At 63.3% G+C, this 17,389-nt stretch carries 14 protein-coding genes; 7 read left to right on the top strand and 7 right to left on the bottom strand.

All coding sequences use genetic code 11. The features are described 5' to 3' along the window. Positions 1 to 40 precede the first annotated feature (40 nt). Genes STHERM_RS03290 through mutL form a run of 3 tightly spaced genes read left to right on the top strand, consistent with a single transcriptional unit; the run spans position 41 to position 5,325 of the window. On the top strand, positions 41 to 1,384 hold the full coding sequence (locus STHERM_RS03290) for a hypothetical protein (protein ID WP_013313465.1): 1,344 nt from the start codon (positions 41 to 43) through the stop codon (positions 1,382 to 1,384). Between the two features lie 10 nt (positions 1,385 to 1,394). After that, a complete protein-coding gene (locus STHERM_RS03285; protein ID WP_013313464.1) occupies positions 1,395 to 3,590 on the top strand; it encodes a FecR family protein in 2,196 nt (731 codons plus the stop codon). Between the two features lie 13 nt (positions 3,591 to 3,603). Further along, on the top strand, positions 3,604 to 5,325 hold the full coding sequence (gene mutL, locus STHERM_RS03280) for a DNA mismatch repair endonuclease MutL (RefSeq protein ID WP_013313463.1): 1,722 nt from the start codon (positions 3,604 to 3,606) through the stop codon (positions 5,323 to 5,325). Between the two features lie 15 nt (positions 5,326 to 5,340). Here mutL and STHERM_RS03275 read toward each other — a convergent pair whose 3' ends face one another. Together STHERM_RS03275 and STHERM_RS03270 are read right to left on the bottom strand one after the other, a co-directional pair. After that, positions 5,341 to 7,302: a tetratricopeptide repeat protein gene (locus tag STHERM_RS03275; RefSeq protein ID WP_013313462.1), complete on the bottom strand. Its 1,962-nt coding sequence runs from the start codon at positions 7,300 to 7,302 to the stop codon at positions 5,341 to 5,343. A gap of 8 nt (positions 7,303 to 7,310) precedes the next feature. Continuing rightward, on the bottom strand, positions 7,311 to 8,072 hold the full coding sequence (locus STHERM_RS03270) for a tetratricopeptide repeat protein (protein WP_237223343.1): 762 nt from the start codon (positions 8,070 to 8,072) through the stop codon (positions 7,311 to 7,313). On the opposite strand from STHERM_RS03270, the gene STHERM_RS03265 reads away from it, so the two are divergent. Genes STHERM_RS03265 through STHERM_RS03255 form a run of 3 tightly spaced genes read left to right on the top strand, consistent with a single transcriptional unit; the run spans position 8,071 to position 11,055 of the window. Next, positions 8,071 to 9,447 carry a tetratricopeptide repeat protein gene (locus tag STHERM_RS03265; RefSeq protein ID WP_041623196.1) on the top strand — a complete coding sequence of 459 codons (1,377 nt, stop codon included), beginning with the start codon at positions 8,071 to 8,073 and terminating at the stop codon, positions 9,445 to 9,447. The genes STHERM_RS03270 and STHERM_RS03265 overlap by 2 nt on opposite strands. After that, a complete protein-coding gene (locus STHERM_RS03260) occupies positions 9,444 to 10,100 on the top strand; it encodes a metallophosphoesterase family protein (protein WP_013313459.1) in 657 nt (218 codons plus the stop codon). Before STHERM_RS03265 ends, STHERM_RS03260 begins: the two co-directional genes overlap by 4 nt. Before the next feature lie 22 nt (positions 10,101 to 10,122). Further along, positions 10,123 to 11,055 (top strand): hypothetical protein, encoded by a 933-nt coding sequence (locus STHERM_RS03255; RefSeq protein ID WP_013313458.1) that lies wholly within the window; start codon positions 10,123 to 10,125, stop codon positions 11,053 to 11,055. Here STHERM_RS03255 and STHERM_RS03250 read toward each other — a convergent pair. Next, positions 11,049 to 11,681: a hypothetical protein gene (locus STHERM_RS03250; RefSeq protein WP_013313457.1), complete on the bottom strand. Its 633-nt coding sequence runs from the start codon at positions 11,679 to 11,681 to the stop codon at positions 11,049 to 11,051. The two genes, STHERM_RS03255 and STHERM_RS03250, sit on opposite strands and share 7 nt — an antisense overlap. 109 nt (positions 11,682 to 11,790) lie before the next feature. Between STHERM_RS03250 and STHERM_RS03245 the strand changes: the two genes are divergently transcribed. Next, a complete protein-coding gene (locus tag STHERM_RS03245; RefSeq protein WP_013313456.1) occupies positions 11,791 to 12,573 on the top strand; it encodes an inositol monophosphatase family protein in 783 nt (260 codons plus the stop codon). A gap of 55 nt (positions 12,574 to 12,628) precedes the next feature. On the opposite strand, the gene rpsU is transcribed toward STHERM_RS03245, so the two are convergent. From rpsU to STHERM_RS03225, 4 genes are read right to left on the bottom strand one after another with little or no spacing between them, the layout of a single operon-like run. After that, positions 12,629 to 12,853 (bottom strand): 30S ribosomal protein S21, encoded by a 225-nt coding sequence (gene rpsU, locus STHERM_RS03240; RefSeq protein WP_013313455.1) that lies wholly within the window; start codon positions 12,851 to 12,853, stop codon positions 12,629 to 12,631. An 11-nt stretch (positions 12,854 to 12,864) separates the two neighbouring features. Next, positions 12,865 to 13,779 carry a M23 family metallopeptidase gene (locus STHERM_RS03235; protein WP_013313454.1) on the bottom strand — a complete coding sequence of 305 codons (915 nt, stop codon included), beginning with the start codon at positions 13,777 to 13,779 and terminating at the stop codon, positions 12,865 to 12,867. Further along, positions 13,764 to 15,893 carry a single-stranded-DNA-specific exonuclease RecJ gene (gene recJ, locus STHERM_RS03230; RefSeq protein WP_013313453.1) on the bottom strand — a complete coding sequence of 710 codons (2,130 nt, stop codon included), beginning with the start codon at positions 15,891 to 15,893 and terminating at the stop codon, positions 13,764 to 13,766. The genes STHERM_RS03235 and recJ overlap by 16 nt, the downstream gene beginning before the upstream one ends. 27 nt (positions 15,894 to 15,920) lie before the next feature. Then, a complete protein-coding gene (locus STHERM_RS03225; RefSeq protein WP_041623193.1) occupies positions 15,921 to 17,219 on the bottom strand; it encodes a thymidine phosphorylase in 1,299 nt (432 codons plus the stop codon). Positions 17,220 to 17,389: the final 170 nt, after the last annotated feature.

Raw genomic sequence — 17,389 nt, 5'->3', positions numbered from 1 at the left:
ACGGAGAGACCCATCCTTACCATACCTTGAGGAGGCATGGATGAGAACCATACGCACAGGTGCGATACTCCTCCTGTTCCTCGCCTTCACGATCGCGGCACAGGAAGCAGGAGATAGCCCATCACAGACGAGCTTCGGCATGGGGGTGGCCTTCGGCGTGGCGGCCTTTCCCAACCCGGACGGTACGGTGGAGACCTACAACCAACTCTCGCTCAGACCCGACATCAGCATCGGGAAGTTCGGCATAGGACTCAACCTCACCCTCCACTACCGCTTCGCCGACAGCGAGGGCGAGTCGGGATTCGAGGTGCGGGAGGAAGACTGGGTGCCCGACAGCGACACCTCGTTCCTCGAGCTCTACCTCCCGAAGATCCGCTACGTGCGGTACGGATTCAAGGGCGACCCCCTCTACGTGAAGGCGGGTACCCTCGACGCAGTGAACCTCGGGACGGGGTTCGTGGTGGGAGGCTACTCCAACGCCAACTATCTCCCCGACTTCCCGGTGTGGGGGCTGGAGTGGGACATGGACGGCACCCTGGTGAACTTCCCCTTCATCGGGTTCGAGAGTTTCGTGGCCAACCTGGCGGCCTTCGAGCTCTTCGGCGTGCGCGGCTACGTGCGTCCCCTCGCAGGGAGCGGCATACCGATGATCAAGGACCTCCAGGTGGGGGCCACGGTGGCGGTCGACCGCGACCCCTACTACTATGCGCGGAAGAACGAGAACTATACCGGACCGGATGAGGCCGAAAAACCGGTGGTCGCGTGGTCGCTCGATGCCATCCAGCCGATCCTCGCCTCACCCCTCATCTCCCTCTCGGCCTTCGGGGCCGTGGCCATGGAGGACGAGGCGGCAGGGGCCATGATCGGTGCAGGGGGCCGCGCCTTCGCCTTCCTCCTCTACGGCGCACAGCTGCGCTTCCTGGGCGACGACTTCATCCCCTCGTACTTCGACGTGTCCTACGACCTCTATCGGCCTCAGAAGTACGCCGTCTACACCGGAGAGGCGCACGTTCCGGGCTCCATAGGGTGGCTCGCCACCCTGGGTTTCTCGGTACTCGAGGACAAGATCACGCTCAAGGCCACGATGGACGGGCCCTTCGGCTCCTCCGAGGAGGCCCTTGCGAGACCCCATCTCCTCGCCACCTTTGTGATGGCAGAGGGGGTGATCCCGGGCTTCTTCTTCGACATCGTCTACGACAAGAAGGACATAGGAAGCTTCTCCGATCTGGGGAGATGGCAGGAGGACTCCTACATGGTCTTCAACATCCACTACCGCAGCGGCCCCGCGGTCCTCACCCTGTTCTACACCCTGCGGTACGAACTCACCGACGAGGGTTACGAGCCGGTGACCACCAGCGGCACGGAAGTGTCCATCCAGTTCTAAGGAGGCAGGTATGAGACGTACCATCATCATGGTGAGCGCCCTTCTCCTCTTCCTGGGGGCCCTCACGGCCCAGGAGCAGCCCATGGCGGTGCTCGAGTACTTCGACGACCCCTCGGAGATCGAGGTGATCGACAGTCAGGGGTTCCAGGTGGAGGGCGTGTACTTCGGCATGGAGATCGCGGAAGGTGAGACCATCACCACCTACAACAGCTCGGCGGAGCTCAGGCTCTCCCCCAACGGCACGATCATCAAGCTGGCTCCCGACACCACCTTCAAGGTGGAGCAGATCCAGAAGACCGAGGAGCAGGAGAACCGGTTCGCCCTCGTGGCCGGAAAGCTCAGGGCGGTGGCCGCCAAGGTCCCCAGGACCAGATACACCATCACCACCCCCACCGCGGTCTGCGGCGTGCGGGGAACCGACTTCGGCATCCTCGTGGTGCCCGGACAGGAGGAGACGCTCTTCGTGAGGGAAGGGCTCGTGGCCTTCAGCCGGGGCACCGAGGAGGTGATGGTGGGAGCGGGGCAGATGATCGACGCCCTCGCCGAGGTCTTCCAGCCGGTCGTCATCCCTCCCGAGACCCTCCAGGACCTCTATGAAGGCCTCGAATTCCAGGTCCTCGACCCACAGGAGGTGCCGGGACAGGTGGAAGAGCCTCTCGAAACGGCCGAGATGCCTCCGGCCGAGGAGTCTCCCACGCCTCAGCCGGAACCGGCCCCTTCCCAGGAGGAGAGCGCCTTCATGGCATGGCTGAGGGAGGCACTGGGCCTCGAGCTCGGGTCGGTGACCATCAACGGACAGACCTACTCCAAGGCCGTGCTCCAGCCCACATTCGCGGTGGGCAAGTTCAGGGCGAGCCTGTACCTTCCCATCATCTACACCAGGGACCTCTTCGACCCCTCCGACTGGTACAGGCCGAAGGGGAACGACGAGTGGTCCTTCGGCACCGACTACGACTGGGGGGAGGACCCAGTGGGAGGTGTGAGCGACTTCTTCCGCGACCTCGCCTTGAAGATCCGCTACATCGAGTACGGTGAATTGCGCGACCCGTTCTTCTTCAAGGTCGGCAACATCCGAGGAGTCACCACCGGCCACGGGACCATCATGCGGAACTACGCGAACGACACCGACTTCCCCTCCGTGAGGAGAGTCGGGCTCAACATGGGCATCGACGGCGAGAAGGGCGGCACGGAGCTCGTGGTCAACGACCTGGCCGAACCCGAGATCATGGGGACACGCCTCTACACACGTCCCCTCGCCCCCTCGAGCAGGCTGGCCTTCGGCCTCACCGCCCTCGCCGACATCGATCCTGCAGGCGACATCCCGGAGGACAGCCCCAATCCCTTCGACACCCTCGCGCGCCAGGCTGACCCCGTCTTCCTCAACCTGGGACTCGACCTCGACATCCCCCTCTACGAGGGCGAGCAGCTCAGCTTCATCCTCTTCGCCGACCTCGCCGGCATGCTCCCCTACCTGCGACACGCGGCGGAAGATCCCTGGGTGGGCTCGGTCGATTCGGGCTTCCAGTGGGACGCCCTGCTGTACGTGGACGAGTCGGAGCGAAAGGCAGAGCTGCGGAACTACGGGGTGAGCACGGGACTCTTCGGCACCATCGTGGTGGTGGACTACAGACTCGAGTACCGCTTCTTCCAGGGGACCTTCAGGCCGGGCTTCTACGGCCCGGACTACGACAGGATGCGGGGCCAGTACGCGAGCGCCCTCATGGCCTATCTCACGGACAAGGACAACCCTGCGTTCCACACCACCACCATGGGGATCTACGGAGAGGCGGGCTTCTCCATCGTCGACAAGGTCTCCTTCCAGGCAGGCTACTTCTGGCCCTGGGACCTCACGTCTTCGGGCGAGATCACCTTCTCCGACAACGACTTCCTCACCATGAGACTCGCGGCCGAGAAGGGCTTCATCCCGGCGGGAAGGCTCAAGGACGTCTCGGCCTCGTTCCTCTACCAGCGATCCTTCTTCATCCCCACCATCCTCGGGCGTGAAGGCTTCGAGAAGGCCTCCCTCTTCGATGCGAACACCGTGTTCCAGGGCGAGATCGTCTGGGGTGTGGCACCCACGCTCGACATCGCCATGCTGGTGACCACGAACGTGATCTACAACGACGACGGCACCGTCGCCTACGACGAGGACGGGAGCCCGAAGTGGGCGCCGTCCGTCACCATTGAAAGCAGGGTGCACTTCTAGTACACTCGTCTCCATGAACGACCGCACATCCGCCGCCTCCCCCAGGATCAACCTCCTGGAGGAGGCGGTTTTTCGCAAGATCGCCGCAGGCGAGGTGATAGACAAACCTGCGGCCGTGGTGCGGGAACTCCTCGACAACGCCCTCGATGCCGCCGCCTCGGAGATCACCGTGGAGATCGCCCAGGGAGGGATGGAGCGTATCCTCGTGCTGGACAATGGGGAGGGCATGGTCCCCGAGGACGTGCGACGCTGCTACCTCCCCCATGCCACATCCAAGATACGCTCCGAGCAGGACCTCCTCGCGGTCACCACCCTGGGCTTCAGGGGCGAGGCCCTGGGGAGCATCGCGGCCGTGGCCACGACCCGGATCGCCAGCCGCGCACGCGGCACTCCGAGCGGATACTTCGTGCTCGTCGACCGCGGAAGGCTCGTGGAGGAGGGCGAGACCCATCTCCCGGAGGGCACGCGGGTGGAGGTGCAGCGACTCTTCTCCTCCTTTCCGGCCCGGAAACGGTTCCTCAAGAACCCGTCGACCGAGGGGCTCCTCTGCAGGCGCATGGTGGTAGAGAAGGCCCTCCCCTTCCCCCGCGTGGCCTTCCGGTTCGTGAAGGACGGAGGGATGGAGTTCTATCTTCCGCCTCAGGACCTCCTCGCCAGGGTGTGCGCCGCCCTCCCCGACCTGTTCAAGCCTTCGGCGTCGGAATACTTCGAGGTCGAACAGGATGGGGTCCGGATGGAGGGAGTCCTCCTTTCCCCGGCATTTCCCCAACGCGACAGGAGACACATCCGCATCTACCTCAACAGACGCCTCGTCCAGGAGTTCAGCCTGGCCCAGGCCGTGGCGTACGGCTACCGGGGGGTGCTTCCCGGAGGCCAATACCCCGCCGCGGTGATCTTCATCACCCTTCCTCCGGAACGGGTGGACTTCAACGTGCACCCCGCCAAGCGGGAGGCGAAGATACGAGGCCTCTCCTCCCTCCACGCCCTGCTCGCCCGGGCCGTGGAACAGGCCCTCAAGGACTGGATCGGTGTCCGGAGGATCGCCCCCACCCCGGGGAGGCCGGAGACGGTGGGGGAGACCGAGCGGGTCTACCACCCGTACCCCGATCCCTCCCGGTCGGGAACGGGCGAGCTCTTCACCGGACCTGCCCACACCTTCACCCTTCCCGCCGACTCGGGACCTCCCCCCTCCCCCCGCACCGGCGAGGGCTTCACCTACCTGGGACAGGCCTTCGGCGTGTTCCTCGTGGTGGAACGGGAGGGCACACTCCTCCTCGTGGACCAGCACGCGGCCCATGAGCGGATCCTCTACAACCGGCTCAGATCGCACCCCTCTTCGCAGGAACTGCTCTTCCCCTACGCCTTTCCGGTGGACGCAGACGAAGCAGCCCGGCTCGAAGAGGCGAGGGAGGAGACCGCGGCCCTGGGGATACGGTTCGTGCTGGAAGAGGGGAGATGCACGCTCACCCACCTCCCCGCACCCTTGAGCGACGCCCCGCACGTGGTGGCCCAGTGGCTCAAGGGGGAGCGGCTGGAGGACCCGGAGAGAGACGCATACGCCACCCTGGCCTGCAGGGGGGCGATCAAGGAGGGGGAGGTGGTCGACAGACTCACCGCCCTCGACCTGCTCTCACAGACATTCTCCCTGGAGGAACCGTTCTGTCCCCACGGCAGACCCCTCTGGGTGGAGATCACCCGCGAGGAACTCTTCCGGAGGATACGACGGATCGTCTGAAAGGGGTTCCAGGACTCACAGACCCGAGAGGAGCTTCTCCACCTCTGCTCTGCGGGAATAGTCGGGTTTCTTTTCGAGGAGGGTGGAGAGGACCTTCTTCGCCCCTTCCGCGTCCTCCAGGGTGATGAGAAGCTTGCCGAGCTGGTAGTAGGCGTCCCAGTAGGACGGATCTATCTTGAGGAGCTCCTGGAAGACCCTCACCGCTTCGTCGTACTCCTTCGCATCGAGGTACGAGAGAGCCAGGTTGTAGCGTACCAGGGTGTCCTTGGGGTCGGCCTCGATGGCCGCGCGGTAGTGCTTGATGCTCTCGGAGTAGAGCTTCTTCCGGGCGTAGAGGTTGCCCAGGTTGTTGTTCACCTCGAAGGAGGTGGGATCCAGCTTGTAGGCCTCGAGGAGGAGACTGAGGGCCTTGTCGTCTTCGCCCTTGTCCTGATGGAGGAGTCCGAGCTGGACCCGCGGCTTCACGTAGTCGGGCTTGAGCTCTATGGCCTTCCCGAAAGCCGCCTCCGCCACGGTGTAGGCCCCGAGCTTGTAGGCGGCCAGCCCCAAGGTATACTGGTACTCCGGTACGCGGGGCGCCAGATCCACGGCCTTCTGGGCGTACGAGAGGGCTTCCTGGGCCTTGTCCTCTTCTATGAGCACCAGGGCGAGGTTGTAGGCCGAGATGGGGTCATTGCTCCCCTCCTCCGTTGAGAGGGCCTCCTTGAAGGCCTTCTCGGCGTCCTGGAGCCTGCCGGCGAGGTAGTAGGTGAGACCGAGCCCCCGCCAGGCACGGTAATCGCCGTCGTACTCGAAGATCTTCTTGTAGTGCTTCTCGGCCTCCTGGTAGTCACCCTTCTCCCGTGCGTACTCCCCCAGCTTGAGATAGGCAGCCGTGTTCTTGGGGTCGAGGGCGATCACATTCAGGAACTCCTTCTGGGCGTCGTCCCGCCGACCGAGTCGTTCGTGGGTGAGGGCGAGATTGTAGTGGGCGTTCACCCAGGTGGGTTTGAGGTCGACGCACCGGGTGAACGAGAGCCGTGCATCGTTGAATTTCTGCCTGCTCCGCTCCCTGTCGCTGGAGGCGAGCGAGAGGCCCATCATGTACTGCACTTTCCCCAGCTCGTAGAGGGTCTCCGCACTGCGGGGGTTGAGCTTGAGGGCCTTCTGGAACTGCTCTTCGGCCGCGGGATAGTTCTTGTTGTCGGCGTAGATCTTGCCCAGCACATAGTAGGACTGCCAGACGTTCGGGTCGGTCTCGATCGCCTCCTGCGCCGTACTGACGGCCTCCCTCACGTCGCCCTCCTCGTAGTAGCTCTCCGCGGTGTAGGCGAGGGCTGTGGCATGATGCTGCCTCTGCCTGGTCGCGTCTTTGAGAGAGATGTCAAGCACCTTGTTGAAGTTGTCCCTGGCAGTCATGAACTCCCGCTTCTCCAGGGCCTTGGTTCCCGCCTCGAGGAGGGCCCTGATCTGCTCTTCCTTCTTCCGCTCCTCCTCACCGAGCCGCGCGAGGCGCTCTTCTTCCTGTCGCTTCGCCTCTTCCTCCTGCCGTCTGCGCTCTTCCTCCGCCTTCCGGGCCTGTTCCTCCAGGGCCCGGGCGCTCTGCCCCTCGAGGGCCTCGCTCAGCTCGGAGAGCGACCGCGAGAGCTGCTCCTGCTGGCGGGCGAGTTCCTCGAGTTCCTTCCTCCGTTGATCCTCCTCGTAGGCCCGCTTCTCCTCGAGAATGCGCTGTTTGAGGGCCCTCACCTCCTCGTCACCCGGGTTCCTGAGGAGGAGGGTGTCGAGTATGTCGAGGGCCCGCTGGTACTCGTGGGCCGCGGCGTACTCCTCAGCGAGGAGGAGGGCGTTCCGGTACTCGGCCTTCCCCGACTGCACCACGAGGTAGGCGGTCACCCCCCCACCGGCGAGGAGCAGGGCGGCTACGACGCCTGCGATGAGGAGTCGCCTCCTCGACCGATCTCCCTTTGGTTGGTCTTGTGGTTGGTCTTGCCTCGACATGATCCCTCCTAGTCGGCGAGTTCGAGTTCTTCCGAGAACTCCTGAGCCCCTTCGGTCCCGGCCTCGACGTCCTGTGTCTCTTCGGCGGCCTCCTCCAGGGACTTGAGCACGGAGTCCAGAAGCTGTTTCCTCCTCGCCTCCTCTTCCTTCCGCCTCCGCTCCTCCTCTTCCTGCCGGCGCTGGGCTTCGAGGAGCTTCTCTCCGAGGAGGGCGATCATCTTCTCTATGTTCGTCCTCTGGGGCGTGGTGGGATCGAGCCTGAGGTAGATCGTATAGTCGTCGATCGCGTCCTGGTACTTGCCCAGCCGCACCCGGGTGTTGGCCCTGTTGAGGTAAGGCTTGGGGAATGTGGACTTGAGGGAGATGGCCTCGGTGTACATGAGCTCCGCGGTATCCTGATGCCCCAGTGCCAGATAGCTGTTACCCATGTTGAAGAAGAAGACCGCATCGTACCCATCGGTGCGGTCGATCCCCTGCTTGAAGACCTCTATCGCCTTCTCGTGGAGCCCGAGGGCCTGATAGGCGGCCCCGAGGTAGAGGTAGACCTGGGGCACGGAGGGATTCTCCCCGATCGCCCCCTCCAGGAGCGGGACCGCCTCCTGGAGTTTGTTCTGCATGAAGAGTTCTTCCCCGCGGGCGAAGAGTGAGAGTTCCTCGGCCCCGGCGGGGGCCGCGAGGGAGAAGAGGAGAAAGGCGCTGCATTTGACACATACGAGAAAACGCTGTAGTGTTTTTATAAGACTCAGCCGCGAGGGAAGGTGCACCTGCATGTTCATCATCATACCTATCATTATCGTCGGTACGGGCCTGGGAGTGTTTACCTTTTTCCTCTTGAAGGCCATCCTCCTCCCCCGTCGGATCTCCTCCATCGCCCATCTCATCTCGCAGGAACGCTACAACCAGGCCATCAAGATGGCGAAGGCCATCGCGGAGCGGGATCCCCGCAACAGCGAAGCCCACTACCTGCTCGGCCTCGCCTACCTCAAGACAGGACGCCCCGAACTCGCCCTCATGGAACTCAAGATGGTAGGCAGGATAGGCGTGTTCACCGAATACTGCCCCGAAATCCAGTACAGGGAAACCATAGCCGAACTCTACAAAAGCTTCAACCAGCCGGAAGAGGCGCTCAAGGAGTACCTGCTCCTCCTCAAGCGGTATCCCGAGATGCCCGACTACTACTACAAGTGCGGACAGCTTTTCGAGATGAGGAATCAGAGCGACAGGGCCTTCATCTACTACCGGAAGGCCATCGAGCTCAACCCACGCTATGCCGACGCCCACTTCAGGCTGGGAGCCCTCCTCTACCGCATGCACAAGTACCCGGAAGCCCGGTCCGAGCTCGAGACCGCACTCCGCTACGATCCCGACATCCTCCCGGCCTACTACTATCTGGGCAAGATCTACCGGGAGGCGAAGGAGTATCACGCGGCACTCCTCTCCTTCGAGAAATCCGTCCGGCATCCCGACTACAAGCTCAGATCCCTCATCGAGCGGGGGACCTGTTACCTCAACATGGGCGATTACGAGAGCGCCATCATGGAGCTCGAGCGGGCCGTCAAACTCAGTCCCGAGGCCACCAACCCCGAGATGCTCTATGCCCGCTACTTCCTCTCCATCGCCTACGAGAAACGCAGGCGGATCGAAGATGCGCTCGAGCAGTGGGAGTTCATCTATCGCATCAATCCTTCGTTCCAGGACGTGGGGGAAAAGCTGGCCCAGTACCAGGATGTGCACCACGACGATCGCATCAAGGACTTTCTCACCTGCAACGAGAACCTCTTTCTCGAGATCTGCAAGAGCATCATCCAGGCGATGAACCTCGCAGTCACCACGATCAAACCCATTCCCAACGGGGCGGAGATCATCGCCGTCGACGTGGAGACGAAATGGAGGAACACCAGGAAGCTCCCCCGCCTCGTGAGGATCTACCGTACCACCGAGATGATCGACGAGGCCACGGTCCGTGCCACGCACGAGGCCATGAGGGAACAGAACCTCGTACGCGGGGTCATCGTGGCGAGCGCCCCGTTCTCGAAGCTTGCCCGTGAGTACGCGGAGACGCGTCCCATCGACCTCTACGATAAGAACGTACTTCAGAAGCTCCTCCAGCGCATAGACATGGATTCCGGGGTGCTCAAGGTATGAGGATACTCTGCGTCTCCGACGAGGTGGACCCGATCATCTACAGCCCGAGGGTCAAGGAACACTTCCCCGATATCGACCTCGTCATAAGCGCGGGCGACCTTCCCATGGAGTACCTCGGCTTCCTCGCGAGCATGTTCAACAAACCCGTGCTCTTCGTGTTCGGCAACCACAACCTCAAGTACCTCGGGCTCTTCAGGCCCAGTATCCCCATCCCCTTCTCGGCCCAGCCCGTCCCTCCCCACAAGTTCGGCGCCACCTACATAAGCGACAGGGTGCTGAAGGTAAAGGGACTCCTCATCGCCGGTCTCGGGGGCTCCTACCGGTACAACAACGGACTCAACCAGTACAGCGACTTCCAGATGTGGTTGAAGGTCCTCCGCCTCGTCCCCCGACTCCTCTACAACAGGATCCGCTACGGCAGGTTCCTCGACATCCTGGTGACCCATGCGCCGCCCTACGGGATCAACGACAGGCCCGATCCCTGTCACCGCGGATTCAAGAGCTTCCTCTGGTTCCTCAAGACCTTCAAACCCCGCTACCACCTCCATGGACACATCCATCTCTACAACGGCCTCGAGAAGAGGGAGTCCCGGTACCACCAGACCACGGTGATCAATGTCTTCAAATACTACCTCCTCGAACCGTCTCTTTGATCGAGGTATATAAGGGGGATCCATGTCCGACTTCCTTCGCGAGCAGGCGAAAAAAGACTTCGAACGAGCCCGCATGCGGGAGTTCTTCGAACGCATCCTCTCCTTCACCTCACCGGAACGACAGGAGCTCCTCCCTCTCGATGAGGTGAAGAAGCTCTTGAGACCGAAGGGAGAACGGTATCTGGGGCTCAAGACCGTGCCCATCGACAAGATCGTGGGGAGCGAGGGGAGGTACCTCGACTTCAACAAGAAGTTCCTCCCCCGGCATGGGCACACCCGAGGGAGATGGGAGAGCATCGATCAGGCGCACCTCGCCTACAAGGAGCTCCCGCCCGTGAAGCTCTACGAGGTGGGGGGTGTGTACTTCGTCAGAGACGGCAACCATCGGGTCTCGGTGGCAAAGAGCAAGGGGTCGAAGTTCATCGACGCCGAGGTGACGAGTCTCAACGCCGAAATCCCCCTCCACCCCGACATGACGCTCGACGAGCTCCGGAAGAGGGTGATCGACTACGAGTACGCCGAATTCCGGGAGAAGACCGATATGGAAAGGGTGCTTCCGGGGGTCGAGATCAGGTTCAGCACCCCGGGACGATACGACGAACTCTACGAGCACATCCTGGTCCACAAGTACTACATCAACATGGACAAGGACTACGAGATCCCCTTCGAAGAGGCCTTCCGGTCGTGGTACGAGAACGTGTACCGTCCCATCGTCGAGGTCATCCGCAAGGAGAACATCCTCAGCATGTTTCCGGGCCGCACGGAGGGCGATCTCTACCTGTGGTGCGTGAAGCACTGGGACGATCTCAAGCGACAGTACGGCCAGGACTACGACCTGCGCACCGCGGTGATCCAGTTCGCCCAGCGACACGGGACCACGTGGAAGAGGCGTCTCTCACGCTGGTGGAAGAGGCTCACCTCGTGGTTGAGGAGACCTCCGGCCGATCCTCAGTAGACGGCGTAGGGCCCCGAGCGGAGGAGGTAGCCCTCCCGCTCGATGAGGGCGTAGAGCACCGCCACCTGTTCGGGGATCTGCTCCCGGGAGAGGAAGGCGCCGGGCTTGAGCTCGCGGGAGAAGAGGAGCCTTCCCTCTCCGTCGTATCCTACCACCTTGAGGGGCTCGGTACTCCTGGACTGCACGCTCCCCTCCTGTACGAAGAGGGAGGGGAACCTCTCGGCGGGGTATGAGGCCGGGTGCTCCTTCACGAGAAAGGTGCGCTCCGCCTCCCTCCCCCCGTAGTCGCGGACGAGGAGGCGGTAGGTGCCGGCCGGGAACGGGTCGGCTCCCGGCGAGGCGAGGGTGAAGGAGAGCCAGTGCTGGCCCTCCTGAGAGAAGATGTCCCACGCCTCTTCTTTGACCTCCCAGTAGAGACCCGCCTCGTCTCTGATCACGTACACCACCTCGATGTCGTCGATTCCGTCGTCGTCCAGGACGGACGCGCTGCAGAGCAGGAGGAGCTCCTGCTCGCCGGATGCGGGATTCCGGGAATAGACGAGGCTGTGGGACACTTCGAGCACCGAAGGGGGGGCCCCCGTACACGCGAGCAGGAGGAAGGGCACGAGCAACCAGGACCGTCTCATCACCGCATTTTCTCAGAAAACGCCCTCCGCTGCAAGACGAAGGGCCTCGCCTTTCCTCCCCTCCCCCTTTCTGTTATAGTAAGGCCACCTACCATCACGAGGAGGAACGATGTCTTTCCTGTCCGTCGCACGAGAAGCCGCACTCATAGGAAGGGAGGTGCACCTCCGCTACCTCACGGGAGGTTTCCACATCTCCACGAAATCCGGAGTCCGCGACAGGGTGACCACCGCCGACATAGAGGCGGAGAAGGCCATCGTGGCCTTCATACGAGAGGCCTTTCCCACCCACAACATCCTGGCCGAGGAACACTCGTACGAGCCCACCTCCTCTCCCTACACCTGGATCATCGATCCGCTCGATGGGACCAACAACTTCTCCCGGGGATTCCCCTTCTTCGCCTGTTCGGTGGCCCTCAAGGAGGGAGACGAAGTGATCGTGGGGGCCGTGTGCGATTCCGTGAGGGGGGAAATCTTCACCGCGGAGAAAGGAGGGGGGGCTTTCCTCAACGAGGAGCCCATCCACGTCTCCGAGGTGAGCGACCTGGCCACCTCGCTCCTCGTCACCGGGTTCTACCAGACCCAGAGCGAGGAGGTGGTTCGGAACCTCGAGGTGCTCAAGCGTCTCTTCCGGAGGGGTATTCTGGGCATACGGCGCACCGGCGCGGCCGCCCTCGATCTGTGCTACGTGGCCTGCGGAAGGGTCGACGGATTCTGGGAACCGATCCTCAATCCCTGGGATTTCGCTGCAGGGGCCCTCATCGTCCGGGAGGCGGGCGGGATGTGCACCACCTATGAAGCCGAACCGCTTCCTTTCGGGACATCGCCCGTTCTCGCGACGAACGGGAGGCTCCACACGGTCCTCTCCGAGGTCATCAGGGAGGCACTCTCATAGTCTCGCGCCGAGCAACACGAACGCACAAAAAAAAGAAGGGCGCCTTCCCGCGCCCTTATCTTCTGCTGGATTCTTTTTCCTGCATCTTGCGGAGCTTCTTGAGAAGCTTCCTCTGGAGAGCCTTTTTCTTCTGATTCTTGAGTTCCGAAGGCTTTATGTAGAACTCCCGCTTCTTCCATTCCCTGATGACGCCTTCCTTCTCCACCACCCTCTTGAATCGTTTGAGGGCCTTCTCGAGAGGCTCTCCGTTGTCCACGGGTATGTGTATGATGACAATCACCTCCTCTCTCTCTAGGATCGTCCCTCCATTATAAGGAGTTCCCTCAATTTGTCAAGGAGGCTCCCTCCCACGAGCGCGAGGGGATCCACAGGCACGCCCTGCACCCGCACCTCCCAGTGGAGGTGGGCTCCGGTGGCAAGTCCGGTGGATCCCACCGTGCCCAGGAGATCGCCGGGCTCGACCTCGTCTCCCTCCTCGACCGCGATGGAGGAAAGGTGGTAGTAGAGGGAATAGATGCCGGGTCCGTGCCGGAGCACCACCGTCCGGCCCGTGACGATCCTGTCGCGTACCAGGACCACCACCGCGCGCGCGGGGACATGCACCGGTGTCCCTTCGGGTGCGGCGATGTCCACCCCGGTGTGACGCGAACTGTCCGTTCCTCCGTTCGCATACCTGTAGAGGCGCTCGTCACCGAACCAGGACGAGAAGCGCCCCTCGGACACCGGGAGGAACCAGAGGCTGGAAAGTCCCGGGGCGTCGGGGGAAACCGTGAAGAGGAGATCCGAGAGCTCACGCGCCTCGCGGATCCTCCGCTCCGATTGATCGGTACGGATCTGCGTGAGTCCCGGGGTGAGGGGGATCTCCTCCTTCCGGTAGGTGCGGGGAAGCAGGGTGACCCTCCTGGAGATGAGGACCATCCCTCCCCCATCGCGCACCATGAGGGAGGCGGTCGAGGAGCCGTACCCCGGAGGGACGGCGAGGAATCCGTAGAGGGTCCTTCGGGTCCCTTCGAGGGGCAAGAGCGGCGAGGCGGCGAGCGCGCTTCCGACTTCCGACACGAGTACGGCCGTGAGGGGTCCGGATGCCCGTGTGATCAGCACCGGGTAGACATCCCCTTCCCGTGCGAACGAGGGGGCGAGGAGGGTCGAGGGATCGGCGAGGAGAGGCAGGGCTGCAACGAAGAGAACGATCAGGATCCTTCGCATCGCCTCATGTCCACGACCGTGAGCTGGATGGTCTCCTGGTTCTGATAGGTGTTCCACGTAGGGGTGAATACCACATCCACCTCGTCGTCCTCGGAAAACTCCACGTTCACCTTGTCCGACGCCCCCCAATACACGGCAGGCCAGAGGGCACCTCCCATGGCGAGGTGGAACTTGATGTGCGGTTGCCCGTTGCGGCCGATGAACTGGATGTCACGGACCACGGCCTCCCGGTAGAGCAACCTGAGGGGGGGATTCTGCTCCCCGTACGGGGCGAAGAACTCCACCACCTTCATGATATCGGGCGTCATCCATGAGGGCGGTATCTCGGCGTCGATGGTGAGAGGCTCCTCACCGCGAAGCGGAAGACCCAGGTCCTCCACCACCTCGACGAGTCGCTCGATGAATTCCTCCAGGCGTTCGGGGTGCAGGGAGAATCCTGCGGCGAAGTCGTGACCGCCATACTCCATGAGGAGATCTTCGCACGCCGTGAGAAGATTGAGCACCCCCACTCCCTGGAAGCTTCTCAAGGACCCCACGAGCCTCCCCTCTTCTTCGAGGGGGGCCAGAATGGCGGCGGGTACCTTGAACTTCTGGGCGAGCCGGGCCGCGAGGATCCCGGTGACGCCCCGCTGGACCGCATCGTGATACACGAGCACGAACTTCTCTTTGAACCGGGTGAAACTCTCGTAGGCCTGGGGCTGTATCCTCTGCCACAGGTCCTCCCCGAGCCGCTTCCGCTCGTCGTTGAGCTTGATGAGCTCATCGCCCAGGGCCTCCGCCTCGGCAGGGTCCCGGCAGAGGAGGAGACGCACCGCCACGTCCGGAGATCCCATCCGCCCCGAGGCGTTGATGATAGGCCCCACCTGCCAGAGCACGTCACGGGGAGCGAGCTTCTTGCCCAGGAGTTTCTGACGTGCCATGAGGGCCCTGAGCCCAGGCCGCTCCGGATCGGAGAGCCGGACGAGCCCCTCCCTCACCAAGATTCGGTTCTCGTTCCTGAGGGGCATGAGATCGGCGAGCGTCCCCAACCCCACCAGGTCCATCACCCGTTCCATGGAGCGGAGCACCCCGGTCTCCTCCATGAGTACGGCCTGAAAGAGGGAGAAGAGCACGTCGATCTCCTCGGGAGGCTTCTCCCTGTAGAGGGCGCCCCGGGATCTGTCCTTCAACCTGAGGAGGCTCCTGCCCTTCAACGAGGGGTAGAGGCGTTCCACCAGCGGCTTGAGGTCGAAGGCCTGGAGTTCCACTCCTCTGCCGAACGCAGCCTGGAAAAGCCGCTGCTGGAGCGGCAGATCGTACACATAGATGGGCGACTGGGCGATGAGATCGTAGATTCTGGTGCGGTCCACCGGGACCATGCCCGGTACGATCGATTCCTGCACCCTGTCGAGCTCTATGAGGTTCTCGGTCTGTATCACCTCCACGATGTAGGCCTCGTTGCCCGGCCGTATATTGAGGAGGCTCACCTCCTGGTTGAAGTGGTCGGAGAGACCGAAGGTGAGGGCCCAGAGGAACTTCGCCACCACGCCGCATCCGGCCAGGTCGCGGAACGGGTACCCGGATCCCTCGACCTTGGGATCGATGATGGCGTAGGCGGGAGGGAGTTCCTCCTTGGGTTCGTGGTGGTCGAGGACGATGACGTCGAGACCGAGCTCGGCGGCTCTCGTGATCTCACGCACACTGGAGATACCGCAGTCCACGGTGATGATGAGCGATCCCCCGTTCCGGGCGTGTTCCTCCACTGCATCGAGGGAGAGGCCGTACTGTTCGTCGCCCATGGGCACCCGCCAGTCCACCTCCATACCCATCTCCTCGAGGAACTCCGTGAGGAGCACGGTGGAGCTGATCCCGTCCGCATCCCTGTCCCCGAAGACGAGTATACGTTCCCCCTCCTCCTTCGCCTGGATCACTCGTTCCACAGCAAGGGGCATATCTTCGAACAGGAACGGGTTGTGAAGGTATCGGAGGTGTCGTTCCATGAAGAAGGAGAGTTCCTCGGGTGAGTCGAGCCCCCTCCTCACCAGGATGGTGGAGGTGAGAAGGTCGAGTCCGAACCGCTCGGAGATTCCGAGCACCCTGTTCTTGTCAATAGGCGGTTTCTGCCAGCGTGCCACGCCCTGTCCTCCTCGTGCTGCATGATGTCATGGCGATATCCGTTCCAGTACGAGCGAACCGGACGGGGTCTCCTCCCCCACCCGGTACGCCTCCCCCACCATCCGCGCCGCCTCCTCCGCCCTCGCCTCGTCCCGCGCATACACCCGCGCGAGCACCTCCCCGCGCACCACACGCTCCCCCCGCTTCCGCACACACTCCACCCCCACATCCGGAAGCACCGCATCCTCCACCCTGCTCCTCCCCACCCCCAGCACCACCCCCGCCAGCCCCACCCGGTACGCATCCACCGCACCCACCACCCCCTCCTCGACCGCCCGCACCTCCCGCACCACCGGCGCCCGCCACCTCCCCAACCGCCGCTCGAGCTCCTCCACATCCCCGCCCTGCGCCGCCACATTCCTCACCCAACGCTCGTAGGCCCGCCCGTCGTCCAGCACCTCGCCTACCATCCGACGCCCCTCCTCCACCGAGCCAGCCTTTCCGCCCAGCACCAGCATCTCCCCCCCCAACGCGCACACCAACTCCCGCACATCCGCAGGCCCGCCCCCCTTGAGCACCTCCACCGCCTCCTCCACCTCCAGGAAGTTCCCCACCATCCGGCCGAGCGGTTGACCCATATCGGTCACAAGGGCCACCGCCTCCCTCCCCAACTCCCGCGCCCCCTCCACCAGCGACCGGGCGAGGGCACGGGCGTCCTCCCTCCGCTTCATGAAGGCCCCGCTCCCGGTCTTCACGTCGAAGACCAGGCCCTGCGCACCCTCGGCGCACTTCTTGGAGAGGATACTCGCCGTGATGAGGGGGATCGACTCCACCGTGCCCGTCACATCCCTGAGGGCATAGAGTTTGCGGTCCGCGGGCACCATCTGTTCGGTCTGGCCGAACATCGCATACCCGCACTCGCCGAGGAGACGCTCCACCTCCTCCGGGGAGAGACCCGTTCTGTAGCCCGGGATCGACTCCATCTTGTCCAGCGTGCCTCCCGTGTGCCCCAGGGCCCTCCCGCTCATCATGGGCACCGGCACCCCGCAGGCCGCCACCGCAGGGGCGAGCGGGAGGGAGATCTTGTCGCCCACCCCGCCCGTGGAGTGCTTGTCCACACACCGCATCCCAGGGAACGAGAGCACCCTGCCCGACCTCATCATCTCCCGGGTGAGGGCCGAGACCTCCTGCGGGCCCATACCCCTGAAGAACACCGCCATGAGCCAGGCGGCCACCTGGTAGTCCGGCACCTCGCCCGCCACATACCTCCGCACGAGCGAGGCGATCTCATCCGCCGAGAGTTCCCCCCCGTCGCGCTTCTTCACTATGATGTCGACGATACGCATGGCCTCAAGTATAGCACGATCACCCCCCTTCCTGGAAGGCAAGCCCCCCTGTTTCAGGGGAAGAGGCTCCAGGACTCCCGATGACACGACTCCCCGAGGAAACCCTCACCATCCGGGATGCGTCCCTTCACACCGTACGCGCGGGGACGCTGGTGCCCGACCAGGCACCC

It is taken from the genome of Spirochaeta thermophila DSM 6192, from assembly GCF_000147075.1.
Taxonomy (GTDB): domain Bacteria; phylum Spirochaetota; class Spirochaetia; order Winmispirales; family Winmispiraceae; genus Winmispira; species Winmispira thermophila_A.
The sequence above is the reverse complement of the archived record's forward strand: the minus strand, read 5'-3'. Positions and strand labels throughout refer to the sequence as shown.